The organism is Sutterella sp. (genome assembly GCF_052272535.1).
Classification (GTDB): Bacteria; Pseudomonadota; Gammaproteobacteria; order Burkholderiales; family Burkholderiaceae_F; genus Sutterella.
Map to the genome: position 1 here is coordinate 1,353 of NZ_DAVZJY010000007.1, position 23,983 is coordinate 25,335.

General features: G+C 59.3%; 17 protein-coding genes. 2 read left to right on the forward strand and 15 right to left on the reverse strand.

What is annotated here, in order from left to right:
- Nucleotides 1-25: 25 nt before the first annotated feature.
- Nucleotides 26-1,033 (forward strand): hypothetical protein, encoded by a 1,008-nt coding sequence (locus tag ACT6Y9_RS01065; RefSeq protein WP_443743201.1) that lies wholly within the window; start codon nt 26-28, stop codon nt 1,031-1,033.
- A gap of 343 nt (nt 1,034-1,376) precedes the next feature.
- On the opposite strand, the gene traN is transcribed toward ACT6Y9_RS01065, so the two are convergent.
- The 10 genes from traN to ACT6Y9_RS01115 all read right to left on the reverse strand — a co-directional run bounded on the left by traN (nt 1,377) and on the right by ACT6Y9_RS01115 (nt 15,861).
- The gene (traN, locus tag ACT6Y9_RS01070) at nt 1,377-5,819 is read right to left on the reverse strand and encodes a conjugal transfer mating pair stabilization protein TraN (protein WP_443743202.1); all 4,443 of its coding nucleotides are present in this window, start codon (nt 5,817-5,819) and stop codon (nt 1,377-1,379) included.
- 265 nt (nt 5,820-6,084) lie between these two features.
- On the reverse strand, nt 6,085-8,712 hold the full coding sequence (locus ACT6Y9_RS01075; protein WP_443743203.1) for a TraC family protein: 2,628 nt from the start codon (nt 8,710-8,712) through the stop codon (nt 6,085-6,087).
- Between the two features lie 18 nt (nt 8,713-8,730).
- Nucleotides 8,731-9,714 (reverse strand): thioredoxin fold domain-containing protein, encoded by a 984-nt coding sequence (locus ACT6Y9_RS01080; protein WP_443743204.1) that lies wholly within the window; start codon nt 9,712-9,714, stop codon nt 8,731-8,733.
- A 410-nt stretch (nt 9,715-10,124) separates the two neighbouring features.
- Nucleotides 10,125-10,505: a TraA family conjugative transfer protein gene (traA, locus tag ACT6Y9_RS01085; RefSeq protein ID WP_443743205.1), complete on the reverse strand. Its 381-nt coding sequence runs from the start codon at nt 10,503-10,505 to the stop codon at nt 10,125-10,127.
- Nucleotides 10,506-10,656: 151 nt separating this feature from the next.
- Nucleotides 10,657-11,367: a type IV conjugative transfer system lipoprotein TraV gene (gene traV / locus ACT6Y9_RS01090; protein ID WP_443743206.1), complete on the reverse strand. Its 711-nt coding sequence runs from the start codon at nt 11,365-11,367 to the stop codon at nt 10,657-10,659.
- 24 nt (nt 11,368-11,391) lie between these two features.
- Complete coding sequence (locus ACT6Y9_RS01095; RefSeq protein ID WP_443743207.1) at nt 11,392-12,729, reverse strand: TrbI/VirB10 family protein; 1,338 nt, start codon at nt 12,727-12,729, stop codon at nt 11,392-11,394.
- Nucleotides 12,730-12,740: 11 nt separating this feature from the next.
- Entirely contained in the window at nt 12,741-13,961 is a 1,221-nt protein-coding gene (locus ACT6Y9_RS01100; RefSeq protein ID WP_443743208.1) for a hypothetical protein, read from the reverse strand.
- A 118-nt stretch (nt 13,962-14,079) separates the two neighbouring features.
- Complete coding sequence (locus ACT6Y9_RS01105; protein ID WP_443743209.1) at nt 14,080-14,784, reverse strand: TraE/TraK family type IV conjugative transfer system protein; 705 nt, start codon at nt 14,782-14,784, stop codon at nt 14,080-14,082.
- Nucleotides 14,785-14,841: 57 nt separating this feature from the next.
- A complete protein-coding gene (traL, locus tag ACT6Y9_RS01110) occupies nt 14,842-15,123 on the reverse strand; it encodes a type IV conjugative transfer system protein TraL (protein WP_443743210.1) in 282 nt (93 codons plus the stop codon).
- Nucleotides 15,124-15,393: 270 nt separating this feature from the next.
- Complete coding sequence (locus ACT6Y9_RS01115; protein ID WP_443743211.1) at nt 15,394-15,861, reverse strand: DUF805 domain-containing protein; 468 nt, start codon at nt 15,859-15,861, stop codon at nt 15,394-15,396.
- Between the two features lie 281 nt (nt 15,862-16,142).
- Between ACT6Y9_RS01115 and ACT6Y9_RS01120 the strand changes: the two genes are divergently transcribed.
- Entirely contained in the window at nt 16,143-17,411 is a 1,269-nt protein-coding gene (locus ACT6Y9_RS01120) for a DNA cytosine methyltransferase (RefSeq protein ID WP_443743212.1), read from the forward strand.
- Between the two features lie 215 nt (nt 17,412-17,626).
- Here the strand turns inward: ACT6Y9_RS01120 and ACT6Y9_RS01125 are convergent, their stop codons facing one another.
- The 5 genes from ACT6Y9_RS01125 to ACT6Y9_RS01145 form a co-directional block, all read right to left on the reverse strand.
- Complete coding sequence (locus ACT6Y9_RS01125; RefSeq protein WP_443743213.1) at nt 17,627-18,841, reverse strand: DNA cytosine methyltransferase; 1,215 nt, start codon at nt 18,839-18,841, stop codon at nt 17,627-17,629.
- Nucleotides 18,842-18,843: 2 nt separating this feature from the next.
- A complete protein-coding gene (locus ACT6Y9_RS01130; protein ID WP_443743214.1) occupies nt 18,844-19,896 on the reverse strand; it encodes a DNA cytosine methyltransferase in 1,053 nt (350 codons plus the stop codon).
- 17 nt (nt 19,897-19,913) lie between these two features.
- A complete protein-coding gene (locus ACT6Y9_RS01135) occupies nt 19,914-21,008 on the reverse strand; it encodes an HNH endonuclease (RefSeq protein WP_443743215.1) in 1,095 nt (364 codons plus the stop codon).
- 499 nt (nt 21,009-21,507) lie between these two features.
- Entirely contained in the window at nt 21,508-22,170 is a 663-nt protein-coding gene (locus ACT6Y9_RS01140; RefSeq protein WP_443743216.1) for a thermonuclease family protein, read from the reverse strand.
- An 18-nt stretch (nt 22,171-22,188) separates the two neighbouring features.
- A complete protein-coding gene (locus ACT6Y9_RS01145; RefSeq protein WP_443743217.1) occupies nt 22,189-23,904 on the reverse strand; it encodes a hypothetical protein in 1,716 nt (571 codons plus the stop codon).
- Nucleotides 23,905-23,983 lie beyond the last annotated feature (79 nt).

Here is a 23,983-nt window from a genome sequence, read left to right on the forward strand (position 1 = left end):
CCAAGGCCAAATAAGGCGAGCCGACATGCAGAAGCAATTCATTCTCCTTCCGCTTGCCGCGGCCGCAGTGCTCACCCTATCCGGATGCGTCTCGGTCAACTCAACGCCGGAAAACCCTCAGGCGGCGGCGAAGCTCACGCCTGAGTTCCAGTACCACAAGGACTTGAGCCGCGCCAACAACATCGCAATCGAATTCGGCATCAAGCGGATCATCGACACGCCCGCTCCCAAGGACAAATTGGTCCTGAGCGACGGCTCCGTAGCGCTAGACGCCGGTCTTTTGTGGTCGATCCGTCACAAAATGTCGGCAAACGGCTTCATGTCGAGTACGGCCAACTGGAACCTCGCCGTCGGAGTCTCTGTTGCCCAATGGCTCTTTACGCCGTCGGTGGAAGCTACGGCAGACAGCCTTGTTGGCTATGTCCGAGCCGAAGAAGCCAAGGATGCCACGGAGGCCGCCAATCTCTTTGTGAAGCGATCGGCGGAAGCATTGGCTGAAGCGTTCCGCAAACAGGAGCAGTTCAAGGACTACCAGATCACGATCAATTACGACGAATCGTGGACCGGCAGGAATGACGCCCATATCGAAGTCGTCAATGAGGAATTGGGGTGCAAGCCGTGGAAGGACGTTCTGATGAACATGTACGGGTGCGGCGTCCAGATTTCAAATACCGGCCTCAAGGCTTTCAGGCCGCAGATCTCGACACCCCGATTCACCAACCCGCAGATTGAGGTGTTCTATGTACAGGCAGGCGAAGCTACACTTCATTTTTGGAATGGTGGAGCCAAGCCGAAGTTCGATTGGGCTAGGGCGATGATGGAAACGGCTCCGTCGCTTCCTGAATACATCTATGCCTATCTCTATACCCATGAGGGCCCGGCTCCGGCGAAATACAAAAATCCGCCGTTCATCGTAGAGAAGGATAAGGTGAACTTCTTCGTCATCCCGCAACTCTACGAAATGGATGACCCTCTCTCCGAGGAGGAGAAGAAGGCCGTTCAAGCCCGACTGAAGACGGACTCCAATCACTAAACCTCTGCAAAGCCCGGTGTCGTCCGGGCTTTGCATTTTTCCAAGAACAATCCGTTGTCGAAGAAGACCGAGAAGCGCAACAAGAAGTACGTACCGAAGCAGTCGCGGGTGCCAGCCATTGTTGCCGTATATCTCCCCGAATTCACGCCGAGAGCAATCAATAATCTCAGTCTTGCGCAACTAACTGATTGATGTTGATGGCCGACTCTTCTGGAAGGATTGCAACGGGATGCAGTTCGATTTTGGAATAGAGGCGTTGGCGCACTTAGATACATCAATCGAATCTTGAATTAAAAAAGCTCTCCCCGGACTTTATCCCGGAGAGAGCTTTCAAATGAAGTTTCTAGTGGCAGTTTCTACTGCCATGTCTTGTTACTGTTCTAGATATAGTAGATCCTTGAGAATCTCGGCATGTAATATAGGTGTACGAACTCTCATTGCGGCAATTTGGCTTTGCAAAGCCAGCGTAAAATGTACGCTCATTGGTTGTTAAAGTGTCGTCGCGATCAGCAGGCCAGTCACTCCTAACGGAGCACCTATATGGAGCCTTGCCACCATAAATTTCGCAGGTGCCTTTAGTAGTATTACAGTACATTTTACTTATCGGCTGATAGTCCTCACAAATGCAATCCTGCGTACCATCCGCCTTCGGGGTGCCTCCGAATTCGCACTTCGCACTGCAATTCGGAGCCTCGTTGAAGAAGCAGGCCTGAGTCCCGCCGCCCAGTGGATACCCGCCGTAGCTGCCGGTGCAGTTAGGCGCGGGATAGTAGTTGCACTCCTGCGTACCGTTGGCCTTGGGTTCGCCGCCGTACTCGCCCGTGCAGTCGGGTGCACTGTAGTAAGTGCAGTCCTGCGTGCCGCCGCCTACAGGCTCGCCGCCGTATTTGCCCTTGCAGTCGGGGGCCTCTTCGCAGGCGCAGTCCTGTGTACCGTTGGCGGCGGGTTCTCCACCGTATTTGCAGGCCTGCGCATCGCAGATGGGCGCTTCGTCACACGAGCACTTCATGACGCCATCCGATCCCGGAACCGGAGAGCCGCCGTAGGTGCATTCCTTGGAGCAGTCCATGCAGGCACATTCCGATGGCGCGGCGCCCAAAGCCCCGCAGGAGATCGGTTTGTTGCCGTCCTGACAGATGAATTCGCCGGGATTGCACACGCAGCCGTTCTGGAACATCGCGTTCTCGCAGATTTCTGACGTGAAGGTCCCGGACTTATCGACGCAGACGTAGCGGTTGAGGTAAGTCGTGCCGCCGATGATCCGCGCGTACTCTTCCAGCGCCTTGATGTAGGAGTCCTTTGAATAGAGGGTCGAGCAGTCAAGGCTGATTTCGTTCTTCTCGCACCGATAGCCCAGATTCCACCAGTGAGTGGAATTGAGCTTGTTACCCAAGAGTTCCTGAAGAGAGTTCTCGTAGGCGATGTCTTCACATTCGACGAGGTAGCCGTTCTTGCGGCACACCAACGGCGTATTGGCCGCTTCCGAGCACCCGCCACGGGCGGTCATGCCGGCGCCGAGCTCCAACGTGATGCAGGGCGTGCTTTCGATGCGCAGACCGTCCACATTCATGCCGTTGAGGCGCATTTCAACGCGCTCAAGCACGTTGCGGCGATCTTTGCGCGTCTTTGTCGTGTCGGCAACCGTTGTGACGCCCGTGGATTCTTCCGACGCCGCCGCAACCGCAGAGGAGCGCATTGCCTTTGCCGACCGACGTGCGAACGTCGAGGCCCCCGCGGAATCGAGCGAAGGAGCTTCAGAAGCCGCCGCGACCGCGGCAGTACTGTTCTGTGCGCTCTGCTTCGTCTTGTTGGAGTTGTTCTGCTCGTTAATGTCGGTCTTGTTGCCGTTGGTCTTAGGCATGTTCCAATCTTGAAGGGTGCCGCTGTACTTCGTCCAGTTGAACGAACCGCCGGTACCGGTAAGATCTTCCACGGTCATCTTATCAGCCGTAGGCAGATTGCCAGTCATGCGAAGAATTGCAGTCCATTCATCAAGATTGATCAGATCCCAATTAATCTTCGTCACGTCCGCAAGAGGAACGCCGGAGCATTTCGGGTTCTTCGGGTTGCCCCAATCACCATCGTCCTCAAGAATCTGAGGCTGGGTCATCTTAATCTGTTCGTTGATGATTCGGGAAAGCGGCGACTGATAGCAGCAGTAGACTTTCTGCTTGACAATGCATGCGCCGAGAACTTTGCTTTCACAATAGGAGCCGACATAGTGACAGTTCTTTTGTTCTCGCTTTGAAACAGTCTCGAATTCCTCTTGTTCACACTTGTAGATCATCTTGATCGCGATATCGGCAATCTGATAGGCGAGATAGACCGCACCGACAAAAGTAATTGCCGATCCTATGGCCTCACCGACGACATCACCAAAAACGTTGTTCAAAGCATTTTGGACCATATCGACTTCTGCGCCACCAGTAGCTGTGCCGCCGGCGGCGGCGCCGCCGAAGTTCAAGCCCAATTGGCTCATGATCTTTTCAAGGACCTTGCTGATCGCACTCTGGATCTGCTTGATAATCTCGTCCTTGAGGGCTTTAAGCGGAGCTGTAATACCGTCGATGAAGGAGTAGATGTTGTCGGCCGATGAGCCAAAGGCCTTCGCTACGTAGTCCACACCGGATCGAATGACTGCGCCAACTTCACCAACAGCATCGGCGTATTGCCCTGCCACCTCCTCAAACAGGGTGGGTTCATAGACTTCACCCTGCCCCATGGCCGTCCAGCTTTTCGTCAGAACCTGATCCGACATGGAAATCATGCCGGAGTGGAATTGCTGAGCATTCTGGATCATTTCGATGTACGAACCCACACCCGGCGTGCCCATCGACTCACAGCAGTCCTGATAACCGCCGACGGCAATCTTGCACTTGCCGCTTTCGCCGCTGAACACCTTGCAATCAACGTTCTGCAGGCCCGTAGGATTGCCGTTCTCGTCAAGGCCCTCGCACTGCATGTCCTCGGCCATGTATTGGAGCGCGTTCATGAGCGCGTTCACCTTGCCGAAGTCGGAGTTGTAGGTGCGGTTGACGTCGATGCACTCCTCGCCGAGGCACGTAACGCCCTTGCAATCGTAGGTGGTCTCACCCTCGACGGTGTCCACCTTGACATCCTTGCCGCAGTCGTAGGTGACGTCGTTGACGTAGCACGTACCCGATGCACCCGTCATGCCTTCGGTGCACTTCGATTCCACGAACTTGCAGTTCGGATCGTCCTCATACTTCGTGCAGGTGTCCAGATTCCCACCAATATTCTGGCCGCCGCAGACCTCCTCGTAGATCGCCTCGCCTTTGTCGTCAAAGCCTAGCAGAGCCTTCCAACAGCCGGTGTCGCCTTTGTAGAAGTCGTACTTCGTCGAAATTTCAACACGACGACAGAGCGGACTGACGCCGTTGATCGGCGACTCCGCAAGATGGGACGGACAGACTTCAATGCCATTGATGGTCGAGCATCCATTGGAGTTCAAAGTAGGCATGTCAGTGCACTTCAAGCTCCCCTTCGCCATGCCGTCGGCCAAAGCATCGGCAGTGTCCAGACAGGATTTCGGCTGCCAGACGTCGTTCGTGATCACCAACGACGGGTCATAGTGAATGTTGAGCCGTGCATAGCCCTCGCCATTGTCCTGAACCGCAACGCGAATTCTGAAGTCGTAAATATCATTCGCAGTTGCCCCTCTGAATAAGGAGGTGACATCCAGAGATGTATCCCAATGCCATGAAATCTTCTGTTGGCATGAGGTATGACTAGCCCCACTGAATGGCCCCGGATAAACAAACAATGGAGGTACGCCGGGATTTTCATCAAACTCAGGAACAAAAGTCTCTGGATAGGGCAATTGAAGCATCTTAACTTGTTTGGCTTCACCCTTCTTCCCGAAATAAACCTGCATTTGATCATCCCAGTACACATCTTCCAGTGTGACCTTTGTGATCGCTTCAGGCTTGATCAACTTAAGTGAGATCGTGAATTCAAAAAGCTTGCATTGATTTGATGGGGCGCGATAGTTTTGGTCGCTCGGATTTCCCAACCAGACATTAAGGCACCCTTCACCGCACGAATCCATGTTGAAGGGGCCATCGGAGTGCTCAATGACGCCGACTGAGTAACTGTGGTCCACATTGCAAGTGCTGGACCGATCAACCACCTGCTGACATTCCTTCAAATCCGGGACGTGCGTGTACTTGGATTGAGTGTCTAGAGCGGAATTGGCGTCGCACGAGACGAGATCCTTGAGGACGTTCTCCATGTCGCCCATGATCTCGGTGCTCTTCTCCAACCACACCTCCTGCGAATAGTCGGACTTGCGCTTGTTCGCAATGTCGAGCAGAACGGAGTAGACCTCGCCCTCCAGCGTGGGGCTCTCGGAACTGGCGTCGGCGAAGAGCTCGTCCTTCTGCTGACCGCCCTGCTCGTCCATGTTGCCCGCGTTGTTGTAGAGGTTCTTCTGGTTCTCGAAGTCCTCGCTCGTATGCTGATAGCGGATGTTCTTTCCGTTGTCCGAAGGCGCGAGACTGTCCTTCTCGATGGAGTAGTTCTTGCCGCCCGTCTGGAAGTTGATGGATGTGCCGCTGAACGTGGGCGCGCCGTCCTTGGCTCCCTGCCCGAGCTCCTTGCCGAACGCGTTGCCGGACTTGCCCCAGTCAACGGTGGAGCTCGGAGGCGTCACGGAGGGCGTCTCCGCCATCGCGATGGTCGATGCGGTCGAGGAGAGGCCGAAGACGACGGCCATGAAGGAGCAGACGGATTTTCTGAAGAGAGATTTTCGGAAGAGGGACTGCATCGGCACGTACTCTGTTTCTTCTTTGGAATCTGGGAAAGCGGAAGCGGTGCGGTGAGGAGGTCCTCTGTGAGAACGCCCTGTCTCCGAGACTTTTCCCGACTTTCTCAGGTTCAGAGAATAGAAATCGGACTAGGAATCTCAGGCGGGTGAGAGAGCGAAATCGGCTTTCGACCTTTCGACTTTCGCCTTCCGAGATACCCGGAATGAACGAAGGGGAGGACCATGCGGACCTCCCCTCTTTGGCGACTTTTTCTTTTTCTCGGAGCTAGCGGCGGCGCCCCGCGCGGTCCCGCAGGACCGAGTTGATGGCGTCCTGAATGCCCAGCCCGGCGTCCTGATACCGCTTGATGGCGTTCACATCGTCTGCGGTGGTCGAATAGAGGAGCTTCTGGAAGTCGGAGACGATGAGGCGTCCGACGCACTGAATCTGACCGACGGAGACGAAGATTTCCGAGAAGACGCCCGCTTCGGTGTGAATGGACTTGAGCATGTTGAAGGCCCAGTCGTCCATCACGAGTTGATTGTCCTTGCGGACCTGCTCCAACGTCGTGGCCTTCTGCCCGAGCAGGTACATGTTGGCCGAGTTGGAGCTGATCGCCTTGCCCACGGTGTTGTCGTACAAGTCCTGAACGGACTGAGTGGCGATGATCGCGGAGCCGCCGTACTTTCGGAACTTGCGGTAGGCGTGCTCCATGAAGACGGAGACCTCGCCCTCCTTGAGGAGGTCCCACGCCTCGTCGATGATCACGATCTTCTTGCGCGTTCGCTCGCCCAAGAAGATCTCCCGCTGAATCTGGCTGATGAGCTGCAGGAGCACGACCTGACGAAGGTGCTTGCGGCCTTGCAGTTCATCGAGCTCCAGAACGGTGAGGTCGTTCTTGAAGTTGGCGTTGTTGTGGCCTGCGAAGAAGCGGCCATAGGAGGACTTGGACGTGAAGGAGCCGAGCTGAACGCCCACGTCGCGCACGCGCGGATCGGGATCCTGCAGGCACCGGTCGGCGATGAGGTCGATGCTCATGGTCGAGGGCGGCATCGCCTGCATGAGGTCGAGATCACGCTGACGTTCAAGGTCCTCCACCATCTGATCGGCCTTCTTGCGGTCTGAGACGCCGTTCTGAACGTTCTGGATCTGAATGGCGTAGTTCTCGGTGATCGCATCGAGCTTGTCCTGAACCTGCTTCTTGCCCTCCTCGTAGCAGACGAGCCAGAGGTCGTGCATGTGGCTCTTGAGCGCGGCGATCTGGTAGTCGTCGAGCTTGCCCTCCATGGAGGCCATGGTGGCGACGAGATTGACGATCGCGTCCTCCTCGTCGTTCCAGTTGACGATTGTCTCGAAGGGGTTGAGCGACACCCTGCTTCGCTCTGAGAATTCCACGAAGTCGCCGTTCAGAGATTCGCAGAGCTTCTTGTAGGACTTGCCGGCGTCGATCACCCAGACGCGCGCACCCTCGCTCATGTAGGAGAGGATGAGTTCGTTCAGGAGGAATGATTTGCCCGAACCCGATTCTGCGGCGATCACGCCGTTCTGGTTGGTTGAGGAGTCGTGGAGCGAGAGGCTCATCACCTGCCCGTTGCGGGAGATGAGTTCCACGTGGGGCGTGCCGGTGCCCTTGGATTCGCCGAAGAGCGGCAGGATGACCGGCGCCTCGTGGCTCGTCATCGTCTTGTAGCGCCAGAGCTCGTTGACGGCGAACCGGTCGCAGCACATGGGCAGGCAGTTCTTGAAGATCGGCACCATGACGTACCGATCCTCCTTGATCGTGAAGTGCTGGTCGGACCAGAAGGACGCCACGGCCGAGGCGGTAGCCGTGACTTCCTTTTCGGAATCGCCGAAGGCGATCACGTGGAAGCTCACCTTGAGCGGACGGCTGCCGTTGTTGAGCGAATCGTAGATCGTGTCGAAGGAGCGCTTGATGTCGCCCAGAATCGGGTCGAACTTGAGCAAGGGGCCGAAGGCCTGATTGTTGGCCCACGTGCGCTTCTTCTCCAAGGTGGCCTTCATCTTGGAGACGTCGGGGAAGATGACGTTGCAGCAGACGGCGTAGTTCTGGTGAATGCCCGCGTTGCCGCCGTGAAGGTCGCCCACGTAGTCGATGGCGTTCCCGAAGTACATCGCTTCGGGCATCTTCTTCGCAGAGAGGACCTTGACGTACTTGTCGCCCAACTGGAAGTAGTCCGGATGCGCGAGGCAGACGCCGGTTTCGGGGTCGAAGCACTGCGGCGGGATGGGCTTGTCGCGCTCCCAGAGCGGACGATAGCCCTGCCGCCACGTGGCGTTGGGGGCCCAGTTGAGGAAGACGTTCATGAAGCGGACGTAGCGGTCCGCATCCATCTGGTACGGGGCGAGGCCGATCGACTTGAGCGAAGAGATGATCTTCGTCGCCCAGTCAATCACATCCTCCATGTCCGATTCCGAGGGTTCTTCTCCGGTGAAGGGGATCTTCACAGAGATGATGAGCTTCAGATCGACGATGCGGCCGACGTTGAAGACGGCGCCGTTCAGGGCCTGACCGACGATCTCCTCCTTCGTATGCCTGCGCATCCAGTTCATGCGCTCCTCAAAGACGGGCGTGAGAAGCGGATGACGATGGTTAAGACGCATCCGTTCGGCCAGGATGAGGTTTTCCTCAATGTCGGGCGAGCGGAAGAGCAGGAAGCTCATCGTCATATTCGCAGGGAAATTCTGACTGAAGAGCTGATCGAGCTTTTCATGCTCCTTCTCGCCGCCGCCCGTGAGCGGTTGGCACTCGAAGGCAAAGGCGAGCGTGTTGTCGTCGCACATGTAGATGCGGTGGTCCACATCCACGGCGAGCGGCGAGATCATCTGTTCCGCGCGCAGATCATCCGTGAGGAGTCCCTCATCGGTAAACCGCTTGAGCTTCAATACGTCCATGCCCCACCCCCTTTCTGGTTACTTCTTCTGCGGAGCGGCGGAGAGCTGAGCCGCGGCCTTGGCGGCAGCGTCGGCGTCCGGATCGAGGAAGGCCATCAGATCGCGCGGCTTGCCGCGCTCGAAGCGGCCGTCGTCGGAGATGATGAAGGGCACGCCCTGAACGCCGATGGCGTTGGCGACCGTGCGGGTCTGGTTGAAGATCTCAAGGTCGCAGTCGTCCTTCTGATCGAGCTTTTCAATGGCGCGGGCGCCGCTGACGAGGGCTTGATACTTGGCCTGCTGATCCGTCGTCTTCGCACAGAAGAGACGCTTGCTGAGCGTATTGGAGCGCTCGCCGAGGACCGGAACCACCACGAAGTTGAAGGTGTAGTTCTTCATGAGCTCGGGCTTGTCGTTGATCTCATCCATGAGCTTGTGGCACCAACCGCACTGCGGATCGACGAAGGCGACAACCTGCTTTGCGCCCGAGCCCACCGTGATGTGATTCACGCGGTCGAGCTTGAAGCCCATGCGGTCGAGATCAATGTGCGAGACGGCGTCGGCGATGTCCTCGATCGTGGAGAGCTCCTTGCGGTTCCACACGTCGATCATCTTGCCCACAAAGGCGAAGCGCCCGTTGTCCACGAGGAACATGATGCGGCCTTCCTTATTTTTGATCGCGCGGATGACGTTGGCGTCAATCGCGACGACGCGCTCAATCGGCGGGACTTCGGAAAGTGCCCTGCGCATGGCGGCATCCTCAGGGTTCTCCTCGCGGGACTCCTTCTTGGCCTGACCGGCGAGCTCCTTCTTGACGTCGGGAGCGGCCACGCCGTTCTTGGCGGCAATCGCATTCACCTTCTGCTGAAAGGCTTCAATCGAGCCCTTCGCAGCAGGTTGAGTCGCGGCGGCGGGCGCATCCGCCGCCAGAGCATTCGAAGCGGCCAAGGGAGAGAGGAAGGCCGCGCTGAAGAGCGTCATCGCGGCGGCGGAGAGAAGTGTGCGCTGAAAGGTTTTGCACATGGTGAATCGCCTTGGGATTGTGATGTGGTGATGTGGTGATGAATGCCGCTGCAACGCTGGCTGAGCTGCGTTGTGCTTCGCTGCGCTGTGCTGCGTCGTCTTGCCAGATTCACGGTACGAAACAGGGGGAGGCCGTCGGGAGACGGTCGGACGTCGGTCGGGCGGCGGTGAAGCGGCAGTTTCCGAAAAGGAAACAAAGGAAGCGAAGCTGCTTTGGCGTGAGGTCGTCGGAAAATCTGGTGGCTGCGCATTACCCAAGGCATGAGAAAAATGCGCATCCAGACGGGAAAGATCCAGAAGTCCGGGCGGCCCCACGCCAAAGCAGTCTCCGGGGTGACGGTCTGCGGAATCTCCCGACCGACCGGCAACCCGAAGAACCTGCTTCTGACGCTCTTTTGGAGCTTCGGCCCTTACTTGACGATCACGTCAAGGTTCTGCTGAGCCATGCCGTTGTCGAGCGTCACGACCTGAGCGGGCTGAGCATCGGCGGCGGAGGCCGTCACGATGCCTTCGATCACGTCCGGACCGTACTGGAGAACGATCGCCATCGAGATGCCGATCACGGCGGCGACGACGGACTGACGGACGAGGCCGAAGGCGATGCCGACGATCAGCGCGCCGAGGGCGATGATGCGACCGAGAACGCCCTGAGACCAACCCTGAATCAGATTCCAGATGTCGGTGAATTCGTCGCCGCCCGGGGTGTTGCCGCCGACGCCCGCGTAGACGGCGGCGGCGCCGCCGATGAGGGCCACGCCGAGGGCGATCTTGCTGAGGTTCTTGAAGTTCATTGGAGTGCTCCTGTTTAAGCTTTTGAGCGGGTTGAGGAAAGTCCGGAGCGGAGGATGAACGCCCTCCTTCCGGGGTGGAAATGGTTCGGTGGGCAAGGAGGCCTTGGGGCCGAAGTGGCCCGGTCCCTCGGGTTCTTCCGTAACGGCGCCGCTACTGGTGCTTCGCCTGCTCGCGCTTCAACTTCTCAAGCGAGTTGTAGGCGGGCTCCTTGGGCGCCTGAGAGCGGGCATACGGCGTCACGGCTTGCAGGGGGGCAAACATCTTCCCCGTTCCCCACGATTCGGATCCCGGATAGATCCAACGGCGCGGTTCGATTTCGGTGTAGACGTAGCCCGGCGCAACGAGGTCGCCGTTCGTATCGACGTAGGGCGCGATCCAGATGCGCATCACCTGCGAGGGCGTGCGCACGGGCACGGGCTCGGTCGGCAGATGCGGCGCGACGTAGTTGTTGATGACTTCATCGTTGGTCATTTCGAGCGTCTTTCGACGGATCGTTTTCGTTTCGCCCGTGCTACGGTCATAGACCTCAACGGATTCCGTAGAGGAAGCCGAGCGCTTCGCCCCGACGGCGTAACGGCTGTTTTCGTCTTCATCCACAGCGAGCTCGGGATTCACGTCCTCGGAGCGCACGCAGTCGTCGCAGTCCTCGTTGTAGGAGCCGTCACGTTTGCCGACCGGGGACGGCACCACACCGTCGTTGGTCTTTTCGTAGACGTCGCGGGCGGAGTGGCAGTAGACGCTGCCGGGCATGCCCGTACAGGCAAATTCTTCTTCGCCGACGGCGAGCGCCGAGCAGCCCGTGAGTACTTGGGCTGCGACGGCGGCGGCCGCGGCGGTCATCAGGAAACGAGTGAGCTTCATGGTTGGAAACAGGGTTGCAATTTCTTAGTTGGAAGGAGCAGCGCCCTGCATGTCGGGCACGTCCGCCTGAGCGGTGATGTTGAGGGTCGTGCCGGTGATCACGACGACGTCCACTTGACGGCCGGCGTTGATCTCGACGACCGGGACCATTTCATCGGCGAGGTCCATGTAGAACTCGGCAACGCGGTCGAGAGAGTTCTGGAGACCCTTTGCAAGACCGCCCTTGGCCGCTTCCGAAGAGAAGTTCTTCTGGTACTGCACCGTGTTCGATGCCGACGTCGAAAGCACCGACACCTGCGAGTAGTCGAACGCTTCGGACATGCCCGAGAGGAAGCCCGCAACCATAGTGCGGGCGATGAGCTGACCCTGTTTCGACACGAGGCGGCCCTTGATGCCCTCCTTGCCGTCCTCGCCCGAGACGTAGCTGTTCAGCTTCGTCTGGATGATTCCGCCGTCATTGCGGATGCAGGAGAGCGTCTCGCCGCGGAGCTTGGCGCGCTCGCTGGCAAGTTCGCCGTGCCCGCCCACGAGGAGGAAGCACTCTCGGACATCGGAGGTGAAGCGGTTCGGCAGGATCGCGTGCTTGGAGATGCGGATGAGCGAGGGCGTGGGGTTTTCATACGACCCCTTGCCGGTCGGGAAGTCCGCACCCGTGATGAGCGTACCCGTGAGAATCGAGCCCGCCGGGATGTAGGCGGCGCGCGGGGCGCTCGACTTGGCCGAGACCTGTTCGCTCTGAACGTCGTCCTCGGAATCGTCGTCGGATTCGCCGATCATGCCGATCTTCACAGCCGCCGAAGAGCGCGAGCCGGCACGCGGAGCGGCGCCCCTGCCCTTCTTGCCCATGAGTTCGGCCTCCATCTCGTCGCCCATGAGCTCCTTGCGCTTCTGCTCGCGCAGTTGGAACGGATCGTCGATCTGCTGCGGGTCCTTCTTGGTCGAGTGAGCGGCCTGCTTCTGAGTCTGCTGATTCGCCTGATCCTTCTGGGCGGCGCGCAGCGTGGCGAGTTCGTTTGAGAGCGCGTCGAAACGCTCCTTCCATGCACGCTCCTGAGCGGCATCCGTCTTTTCGGCGGCGCGCTCCTTCTCAAGGCGTTCGATTTTGCTCTGAAGCAGCTTGTTGGAGCGGTCGAGATACTTGATCCGGCCGGCCATCGCCTCAAGGCCCAAGTTCTTGTTGTTCTGATCCGTGATGACGTTCACCTGCTTGTCCGTCTTCGGATTGAGGCGTGTTTCCGGACCGGAATTTGAGCCGGCGAGCGAGAGATAAAGCACCCCGCCCAACACGGCCACCGCCAGAGCGATGACCGAAAGCTGCTTCATGCGCGGGGAGAGCTTCGCAGTGGAGAAGTTGACAGCCATTGCGACGCTCCTCAGTTGTACTCACGCGGGATGAGCGGCTTGCGGACGAGTTCGTTGGGCGTCTCATCCTGACGCTTCACCACGACGTAGATCTCCGTCTTCTGACCGGGTTCAAGCACGGTAAGCGGCCAAGACGTGACGGCGGCGGTGCGCCAGCCGCCGCAGTTCTGCTCGCGAAATTCGACCGGACTGTCGGCGGTGTTTTCGATCACGCCGACGTAGATGTCGAGGTTGTAGCCCTCAAGAATCTGCCCCTCGTCCCACTTGAAGGAGAGTCCGGGGTGCGAGCACGTCGGGCGGGGATCCGTGACGCGGAGCTTTCTCAGGTTGTAGCCCGAGGGCACGTTCCCGAGCGCCACGCCGCGCAGGGCCTGCCGAATCGTTTCGACGTAGGGCTGAGAGGTCTCCCACGCCTGAGCCTTCTTGAGGCCCACGGCGTCGCCCGAGCGCAAATTCAGGCGCTCGACGACATCGGCGGGGAGCGTGAAGCGCACCTCACGCGGCGGAATGGCCTGCGGAACCATCGTGAGCGAGAAGGCAATGTCCTCGTGGCCCTTCTCGGTAATGAAGGCCGTCACGGCGCTCGCCGCATCGGTCGTGATGTAGATCACGCCGTCGCGCACGCAGGCTTCACCGCATTCGCCCTTCTTCTTCCCCGCGAAGAGCGACGTGGAGACGATCTGGGGGTTCTTGAACGGCGTGAGAATTCTGTTCGGATGTTCACGCGAGATCGGGATGAAGACGTTTTCGCCGGGCTTCACCGCGATCACCGGGTTGGAGTTGATGCGCACCTGACCGACCGGAGCGGACTCGGGCTTCTTTCTGGCCGCTTCGGCCGCTGCTGCGTCTTCCGCCGCAACATTCTTCTTCAACTGCTTGACCGCTGCGGCCTGCTCCTTCTTGTCCGCATTCGGGCGCAGGTACTTGGCGGGAACGGCCGGATAAGCGTCCTCCTTGGCGGTCTTGGCGCTCTCAGCGTTCGTCTTGGAAACACCACCCGTCTGCTCGGCCTTACGGGCGTCCGTAAGCGCCTTCAACATGCCCTTGACGACGTTGGAGACGGGCTTCTCGGCCGGGGATTCCTTGTCGGAATCTGACGCCTGAGAGCCCGTGGCTTCGGTTGCCGTCGCGGCCGCAGTCTCGGACGGTGCAGGGGCGGCATTGGCCGCGTGACCTGCGCTCAGAGCCATGAGCACAGCGCCGGCGAGCGCGGCGAGTTGGTGTTTCTGCATGGGAAGGAACTCCGTGGACTTTTGTCTCTGCGGCGCTCACGTCAAGCATCGAGCGCCGGAGGGTTGAGGTTTGTTCGTTCTGTCGAGGAAGGCTTGAAGTGACCAGAGGACGAAGGCGTCAGAGCTTCGTGTCCTCTTCGCTCGTCATGCGGCGTTCGGCTTCGGGCTCCTTGTAGCGGGCGCGGTCCTTGATCTGCTCCTGACGCTTCGTCTCTTCGCGCTGATGGCGCTGTTCAAGCTTTTCGAGGACGTCGCGGGTCTTCGGATTGCCGACATAGGTGTCGATCGACTGAATGAGCGGCGCGTAGTTCGCGATGCGGATCACGAATTCGTAGGTGCGGTCCTCGCGCTTTTCCGCCTCGAAGGAGAGACCCTGACGGATGAAGGAGTAGCCCGTGACGAAGACCTTGCCCGAGGACTTTTCGTAGGTGACGCGGCGCGGCTCAAAGCGCATCGTGATGCGGTCGTCCACCAGGCCCTGCGCATTCGCTTCAAGGCCTTCAAGGACCGTGTGGTAGATCTTCGGATCGAGAAGCGGCTTCAGGCGGTCGCCGATGAAGCTCACGTTGCCGGGCGAGACGTTGCCGATCAGTTCGGCGAGCGCAAAGCCCCACGCTTCGATGTAGGAGCGCGATGCATCGTCGCGCGTCACCTGCGCATCTTCCGCAAGCGTCCACGGCTGAATCGTCACGATCGTGGGGCGGGTTGCGAGCACGGCCACCAGAAAGAGGCAGAGCACCAAAAGAAAGGTCGTCACCATGCGCGAGAAGTACGCTTCAGTTTTCAGGCCGTGGAACGTCGAGAGATATCGCTTCAGGTCCATTTGCTCTTTTTCGAAGTCGGAATTTGAGAGAAGGAATGAGGGGTGAGATTTCGGTGCTCACGGAATCAGACGCTTGATCCACGGGTTGAGCATCGTCTTGCTCCTTGCGAATCCGAAGCCGTACCAGTAGAAGAGATGGAATAGATACCCGTCGGGGTGGAGGTCGCGGAACTTGCGGTAGAAGTGCGCAATGACGAGCCCAGTCAGCGTGCAGATGAAGACCTGATTGAGCATGATCCCCAAGCCCAGACCAAGCAGAACGGGCATGCATTCGTCGCTCGACCAGACGAGCAGATAGGGCGGCATGTCAGCGCGCGTCGGGATGCGGGTTTCCTTCACAGTCAGTCTTCCGATAAAGGGGTGAAATCAGCGATGGAAACTTTATGGAGCGCGTCAAGTTCTTTTGATGCTTGGGAGAGCAGAAACGGCTAACTGGAACAACCCGGACCTGCCCGGAAGCCGCGCCCGAGGGAGGCTGCGGACGAAGATGCAACCACGGAGGAAGAAAAAAAGGAGAGCGCTGCTGCGCCCTCCTCTTCGTTGGTCACTAACCCCTGTTCGTGTGAAATTCCAACTTGGATTCACGGGTTCGTGGATTCCAGATGCGAATCAGAGCTGGGGGGAGCCGCTGTCGTCCGTACCCGGCGCTCCCTCCTGCGCTACCTTCTTCCGGCCCGGCCAGAAGAAGAGCACGAGAAGGAAGAGGAAGTTGAGGAGCGGCATAGCGCCAACGACGATGAACCACCGCGACCACCCCATGTCGGCAAGGCGCCGGACCGTCGTCATATAGCCGATCACCGACATCGCCATCAGCGTCACGAAGCTCAGCCAGTGCCAGACGGTAATGAAGATGAAGACCGACCAAGTCATCGTGTCCGCCCCCATCATCTCGATCGCCGCATCGACGCCGTAGTCGATCGAGTCCTGAACCAGTTGCCAGAAATAGGTGAAATACGGAACGAGATAGACGAGCGTGAGAATGCCGCCCGTGAGCCAGACGAGGAAGAACTCAGTGCGGGAGGCGCGGCCATGCCAGTCGAAGAGGCGGCCGAGAAGCGTCGTGAAGCGTGCGTACATATTGAGCGTTGGCGGGCGACGGGGACCCGCAGAGAGATGAACAACACCCAAAAGCTACGGTGCTGCGGGAAGTTCCGCCGAATCCCAATGAGCAGAATCTGCTCTCTGCGGCGCCTGCTGCGCAGGATGTTGTGCAGGAAAATCACGCGCCGCGTAGGCGGGTCGAACGACCACTGCGGCGATGGAATCCCCACAACCGGAGAGATTTGACATAAACCGCTCCCTCCTGCGCAACAGTTGCCGGTTCAGGGCAGCAATCCTTGCAACGTACAGAAGACAATATGCGCGACAAAGAACTCAAGGTTCGCCTCTCAGAGGACGAACTCTCCCGTTTTACGACGGTTTGCGACACGGAAAAGGTGCCGCCCTCCACCAAAGCTCGCGAACTGATGAGGGAGTACAGCCAAGCGGCGGCTCCCAAACCCATGCCCGTCTCTGAGACGAAGCACGATGCCCTGCCCCAACTGCCCGCCTCGGGCGAGTTGCGCGTCGCGGAGATGTTCTCCGGCCCCGGCGGCATCGGCATGGCGCTCAATCGTACTCGAACGGACCAGTTCTCGTTCAAGCATGTCTGGGCGACCGATTGGGACGCGGATACCTGCCGAACTTACAAAACAAATGTGCTGAAGCACGCCCCCGACGCACTTTCCATCTGCGAAGACGTGCGCAGGCTCGACATCGACGCGCTGCCTGCAGCCGATGGCTTCCTCTACGGCTTCCCCTGCAACGACTTCTCGCTCGTTGGCGAATCCAAGGGGCTACACGGCAACTACGGCGGGCTCTATTCCTACGGTGTGCGGTACATCGACCGCGTGAATCCGCTCTTCTTCTTTGCTGAGAACGTCTCGGGCCTTTCTTCGGCCAATGACGGGCGCGCCTTCAAACAGATCCTCTCCGCCCTCAACAACGCGGGGAAATATGGGTACACCGTCACGGCGAATTTGTACAAATTCGAAGACTACGGCGTCCCTCAGGCGCGGCACCGCTACATCCTGATCGGAATCCGCGGAGATCTGGGACTCACCTTCCGCGTGCCGAAGCCGAACGGCATCCAGAAGACCTGCTGCGAAGCGCTCGCCGGCATCCCGGTTGACGCAGCCAATCAAGAGGCCACGAGGATGAGCCGACAGGTGGTTGAGCGCCTCTCGTACATCCGCGAAGGCGAAAACGTTTGGCAGGCCGAAGAGTCCGGGCGTCTTCCGGAGCATCTTCGTCTGAATGTGACGGGCGCCCGCCTCTCGCAGATCTACCGGCGCCTCGATTCCTCAAAGCCCGCCTACACGGTGACGGGCTCGGGCGGCGGCGGCACGCACGTCTATCACTGGTCGGAAAATCGCGCGCTCACCAACCGCGAACGCGCCCGGCTGCAGACCTTCCCCGACGATTTCGTCTTCTTCGGTAGCAAGGAGAGCGTCCGCAAGCAGATCGGCATGGCCGTGCCTTGCGACGGCGCACAGGTCATTCTCGAAGCGCTGCTGAAAACCTTCGGCAAAACGCCCTACGAAAGCGTGGACCCGAGCGTCGGGATTTTCCCTGCGAAGTCGCTCTAGTCCGCTCCCGTACTTCGTTCTCCCCGCCCTCCGGGGCGGAAGCTGCGTTTAGACCCGTCAAAGTCGTTCGCGCTCTAGGAGAAACGGCCCTGCGGGAAGACGGTTCAGGTACCGGTAGTACGGCCACGCCGCTCCCTTCTCGATCGACCACGCTCACCCTAAGCAACCTGATCACTTCAGTGATCGGGTTGCTTAGGATCTCCCCGAATTTGCCATCACCTTGAAAGTAGCGCAAATAATGCGTCGGCAATCAACGCTGAAAAACTTGGCGGAACCGCGTTGCCGATCATTTTGTACTTGTCGCCCTTGGAGCCCATGAATTCAAAGTCGTCCGGGAATCCCTGGAGACGCGCCGCTTCTCTTACGGTAAGGCTCCGGGCCTGCATCGGATCGGGATGAATGTGCCGGAGTCCGTCTTTGAAGAGATGGGCGGGAATCAGGTTGCTCGGCTCATCAGCTCTGAGGACGTGGTACTTGTGGATGTTGGATTCGCGGCCGGTGAGCTCAGTGTAGAGCCGCTTCAGGCTCTCCGTCGAGGCGTACCGGTTCCTGCCCGACTTGATGTCCTCCGCCAACATGCGGAAGACGCCGACGTCGCGTTCGTTGTGAAAGCGCGGTTCATGATCCGTCGGAACATTCCGGCCGCCGGGCATGGTGTGCGACCGGCCCTTCTCAGGGCTCACCAAGGGGTAGAGCTTCGGGAGGTCTCCGATGGCTTCCATGACGGAGGTTTGAGGCGCGTGCTTCGAGGGCAGCAGGCGGTCGTAGAACTCGTCGTGGAGCGCTCCGATCTTCTCTCCGAAGACCTCCTTCGACAGTCCGAGAATCACCAGACGTTTGCGCTTCTGGGGCAGACCGAAGTCCGACATGTCGACTTGGCAGCGCTTCAAGTCGGCCGGAATGATCCAACCGGCGTCGGCGAACGCCTTCACGATCTTCCGGGCGATGGGGGTGCCGTCCGGCTTGGCGCTGAGGAGCCCCGGAACGTTTTCGAAGATGAAGGCCTTCGGGCGATACCGCTTGATGACAGCCAGGTACGACTCAAAGAGGTAGTTGCGGTAGTCGTTGCGCATTCCGTGTTCGTCGCGGATGCGCCCGGCGATGGAATAAGCCTGGCAGGGCGGACCGCCGATGACCACGTCGACCTTGTTTTGACCGATCAGGGCGTCCAACCCCCGGCTGCTGCCGTACTCAGGATCGTCCCTCCACCCGGAGAAGAGGGTTTGGGACTTCTGGAGGTCGTAGCGGAGGACTCTGTCCTCGGCGTCCGGCATGCCCCAACGAACGGCCATGCGGCGGGCGAGCGTATCCCTGGGAGCGCGCTCCCATTCGACGGCGGCCAGCATGCGGCAGCGGCCGGCGGCCTCAAACCCCTCGGCGAGGCCGCCGCAGCCGGCGAAGAGGTCGATGATGTTCAGCTTGTCCGCCATCTTCAGCCCTTCAGATACTTGGAAAGCTGCTCGGCGATGGCCTGCCCGAGAAGCGGGGGAACAGCGTTGCCCACCTGACGGTTCTGCTGCGTCTTGGTCCCGGTGAAGACGAAGTCGTCCGGGAAGGACTGAAGACGGGCGAACTCCCGGATCGTGGGAACTCGGTTCAGCGCATAGTGGAAGTGGTTGCGGTGGCCGGTGTCGATGGTGTTGGACGGACGGTCCGGATGATACCGGGTCCATGCGACGTGGAACTTGCGGCTGTCGCCGACGCCGGGCGGCAGATCCTTGTAGTTGCCTCCCGGAGGAACCATCGAGATGACGTTCTTGACATGCTCCGTATGCTTCGTACCGACGTGGTTGGCGAGAACGACGGCGTTCCCGCGCATCAGCTTCTGATAATCGCTGAAGGGGGCCTCCTGGTAGGAGTCCATCTCGGCGCCGAGATCGTCCACGCGCGTTGGCAGATCTCCGATGGCGTCGCGGCAGCCGATGTAGTGGTCGGGGGTCAGCTTCGCTTTGGGGAACTCGAACGTTCCGAGATCCCTGCGGATTCCGACGAAGATCAGGCGGTGGCGGAGCTGCGGCACGCCGTAGTCGGCCGCGCAGACGACCTTCCAGACGACGTTGTAGCCGAGTTCCGTGAAGCGGCGGATGATCTCATCCTTGACCTGGCCGCCGTAGAGGGAGGCCATGCCGCGCACGTTTTCGATGACGAAGCCCTGCGGCTTGAAGCGTCGCACCGCATCGAACACGCGCAGGTAGAGCTTGTTGCGGGGATCGTCGAACTTGCGCGGGCCGGTGAGCGAAAAGCCCTGGCAGGGCGGACCGGCGACGATCACGTCCACCTTCTGCCCTTCAAGCAGTTCTTCGATGCGGTCCATTGCGGCGGCGTCGAAAAGGTCGACGCTCGCCCCGACGGAATCCTTGTGGTTGCGGCGGAAGGTCTCCAAAGCGGCGGCATCGTTGTCGATGCCCAGTGCGACGTGAAAGCCGGCCTGTTGGAAGCCGAGTGAAAGACCGCCGCAGCCGGAAAAGAGGTCGATGACGTTCATTGTTTTTTTGAATTTGATTAAGGAGTGGCCTGAGCTTTTGCCAGACTGCCGGAACTTTTGAACAAACCGTAGATGTTGTTCTTGTGATATTCTAAAAATTCAGGTCTGGGCTCAAAACCAGGAAGCAGAGGTTTGATTACTACGCCGTCATATCGGCCGAGGTATGATGATTTTATATCATCATGCACGCAGACTGTTAATTTGTGGGGGTCGATGTAGAACATTCCCTTGTCGAACGCCCAATGAACGTCGCGCCGCATGGCGATTCCGTTTTGAGGCAGATATGTTCCGCCGTGACATTTTGGGTGAATGTGGGCGGCCTCAAGATTGTTCAAATCTTCGTAGACGATGCATTCCTGAGTGACGGCGCAGTTGTTTCCGTAATTTGCCATCACGAAGTTTCGGAAGATCGGACCCGTCGTGAAGAGCTTAGACATGGCGGCAAGAGGATCGCCGTTCGCGCTACTGTTTTTGTTGATTTCCTTGACCGTCTCCGTAACCTTTTTGTCCACGGCGATTCCTTGGCTCTGATTGGAGACGATGTGGTCTTCAAAGAACTTCAGGGATCCGTCATAAAAAACGGAGGTGTTGGATGAGCGCTTCTGCGTCAATATCTTGTTGCAGAGTTCCCATGCCTCTTTGTCGACTTCCGGGCGAAGCCAATCGAAATAGAAGCGAAAACTGCTGTTTTTAGAAGGTTCGGGATCTGCGTCGCCTTCGTCCCGTCTTGTTTGATCAAAATTGCGACGGAAAACGACGATGTCGCCTTGAAAGAGTTGGCCGGCATCGAGCTTTCGGGACAAATAGATGCGGTGCTCGTTTCGGCCGTTGTTCTGATCGCCCACCACCTTGCTGTTGTGGTAGATCCACATGCAGTAGGTGTTCGGCGGAACGACGCCGCCTAGCTTGAAGACCGGATCAATCTCGATGATGGCGGCGTCGTTCAGATTGGTTTCGGAAAGGTACGGAAGGAAGCTGAGAAAGCCTTTTTGTATGAGGAGGTAGCGTCCGCGCTTGGCTTTTCCGCCTCTTTCATCCTGACTGCCTAATTCCTGATGACCACATTTTTTGATCAGGTACCGATGATTCGGCAGATTTTCTGCATGATTCATGACGACCTCGGCGTTGTTTCTTCAGGTATTGATCAAATTCCGAAATCTCCCGCCGCGAAGCCCGTGAGCATGTCGGCTCAGCCGCTGCGGCGGCATCTCTAGCCATTGTGCTTCAACTTCGGAGAGCCGGATCATCGGGCGCGTCGTGAAGAACCTCGCAGGGACGGCCTGATGCCGGGCCGGCCCCGGAGCGTCCGGACGTTTTTCCAAAACCGGAACCAACAGTTGAAACGAAAGGCTGACGGACATGGTACCCGGCTATCGGCGTACCTGCGGAACCGAAATCATGCCGGCGACGGCGCACAGGTCATTCTCGAAGCGCTGCTGAAGACCTTCGGCAAAACGCCCTACGAGAGCGTGGACCCGAGCGTAGGGATTTTCCCCGCGAAGTCGCTCTAGTCCGCTCGCGTACTTCGTTCTCCCCGCCCTCCGGGGCGGAGGCTGCGTTTGGACCCGTCAAAGTCGTTCGCGCTCTAGGAGAAACGGCCCTGCGTGCGTTTCAGCGGCCGTGAAGACCGAGGAGCCCCTTCACCCAGAATACGAAGCGGCTCCACCATGACCGGTGCCGCTCGCGCCACGACCACGGCGTTTCCGGGTTGGAATTCCGCCAGAGCCCCCTCCTCGCGCTTCTGGCGACTTTTGCTGCATCGCGATAGCGGGCCGCCGTCCCTGCGGGAAGACGGTTCAGATACCGGTAGTACGGCCACGCCGCTCCCTGCTCGATCATCCACAAGCTCACGTCCGTTCCGCGGCAATCCAGCGCGCTCACGAGACGCCCATAGATATCTCGATCGACCACGTGCACCGTGATGCGCTCGCCGGCGATCAGGCGCCGCAGCAGGCGAGTCGATTCCTCGCCAAATTCCTGTTCGGATTCCGGAGCATCTATGCCAAGCAGCCTCAGCTTGAAGCGGCGTCCGTACCAAGTCCGCACCCAGACCGAATCGCCGTCGCACACCCAAGAGACGCGCGCCATGAATACCCATGGAAACTTCGGACCACGCACGACGCGCCGGAGAAGCACGAGGACGAGTACTGCGCCGAGGAACCAAAGTAGCCAGAAAAGCGAAGAGAGCGCGTCGCCCGCATCGTAGCGGAGATCCGCCCCGCAGGCATCGAGGACCTCCCCTGCTTCGTCCCGGAGATCCGTCCAGATTCCCACCGCAATTCTCCCTTCGCGCTATTCGAAGAAGCTCTTGACGGCATCCTTGCGCGCCTCGAAGGCGCGTTCATGATCGACCGTGGCGGCGACGGCATCGAGGCGGTGGTTGAAGTTCCATGCGATGTCGTCGCGGTTGAGGAAGCGGTTCTCAAAGACGAAGCGCATATCGGACGAGTAGACGATGGGGTTCTCGCAAGTACCTGCGTAGACCGCGGCGGAGCGTTTGCGCATGCGCGTCACGCGGGGCTTGCCGCGCTGAACTTCGGACTTCACCGCTCGCAGGGTCATGTCCGTGTCGATCCTGCGGCAACTTTGGGCAAGGCCGAACTTCTTGGTGAGCATTGCATCGAGAATGCCGCCCGTCGCCGCGCCGATGGGCGAGAGCGCTGCGGCCTCCAGAATGCCCGTCGCTTCGTTGAACTGCAGCTGCATGTGGGCTTCGTAGGGGAAGTCGAAGCAGATGCCGTAGTACTCGGCGACGCGGCCCGAAATCTTGTCCTCGGGCGAGGTGACGTCGCTACAGGACTTCGGCAGCTCGGGCATGGCGTCCTTCTTCGTACTGCCGATCGTCAGGTTTCCAAATTCGATTTTGAGGAGCTTCGCCTTGGCGTAGGCTTCGGCGTCCTGAATTCGATCCTGAAAATAGGCGTTGACGGAGACCAACCAGCCACGCTCTGCGGGATGGACGGATACAGAGAACATGTCGGAGTCGATGAGGATGCTCTGGCCGGGTGCTACAGCGACCGGCTCCCGGCTGCGGGCTTCTGCTCCGCTCAGGGCCGCGACGGGCTCGCCCGATGCAGAGAAGAGCTGAACGTAGACGGGCCGCCCGGCGTCGATCAGGGTTTGACGAATGCTCTCGGCGAAGTGCACGGCGCGGAACTGCGACATGAACCGGTAGGAGGCGCCGGTGAGCACTTCGTTTGCTTTGGCGTAGGTGAAGATCACCTCGTCGCCCTCGGCGAGGAACCTCGCGGTGTCGGAGCAGGCGGCGCTCTGCGTGATGCCATCCCACGCGCTCTGAATGCGGCGACAGTCGGGATGCCGGGCAACGAGCGAGCCGAGGCTATCCTGAAGGAGTGTCACGTCGCCGATCCTAAGCCGCCACGGCTGAAACTCAGAGGTGAAGCGCGGGCTCGGATAGATGAACGTCTCCTCAGCCTGCTTCTGCGCTTCGGCGGCCTTCGCTTCCTTACGCTTGAAGATGACGGTGGGCCGACGCCCGGACCCCGTTCGATTCACGTCGTCTGCTGCGGACTTGGCGGAGCGTGCGGGCTGCGGCTGGGCGGGCTGCATCGACTGCCTCACGGTGTTCCCAGTGCGCCCTGCTTCGCGGTTGGAATTTGAGAGCGTGTCTTCTCCGGATGCGGAGGATTCATCCCCTTCCCCTTCTCTACCTTCTCTGGCAACCTCCGCGTCATCCTCCGGATCGGGAATCGTGAGGCCGGGGATCGCGATCGTCGGGCGGTGGAACGGTACGTCTTCATCCTCGCTCTCTTCGGCGCTGCGATGGCCGCGCGGGGTCTTCTGCACCTGCCCTTCATCTTCATCGTCCGCGGACACCCGCGCATTCCCGGAGAAGAGGCTCGTCATGTCGATCGTGTCGGATGCGGCTGCAGAGCCTGCAAGTGACCAGCAGAGACCTGCGGCCAATGCGGCCAAGAGCGCTGCGGGGAGAAGTCGGAGTCGGAGCTGAACGGGCAGAAGGGAAACAGAGGCTTTGAGACTAGGCATCGGAGACGACCTTTCGAGGGTGGACTGACTACTCCCGACGACTAAAGTCGCGGGGTTCCTGACCTGTCGCCTTGCGGCG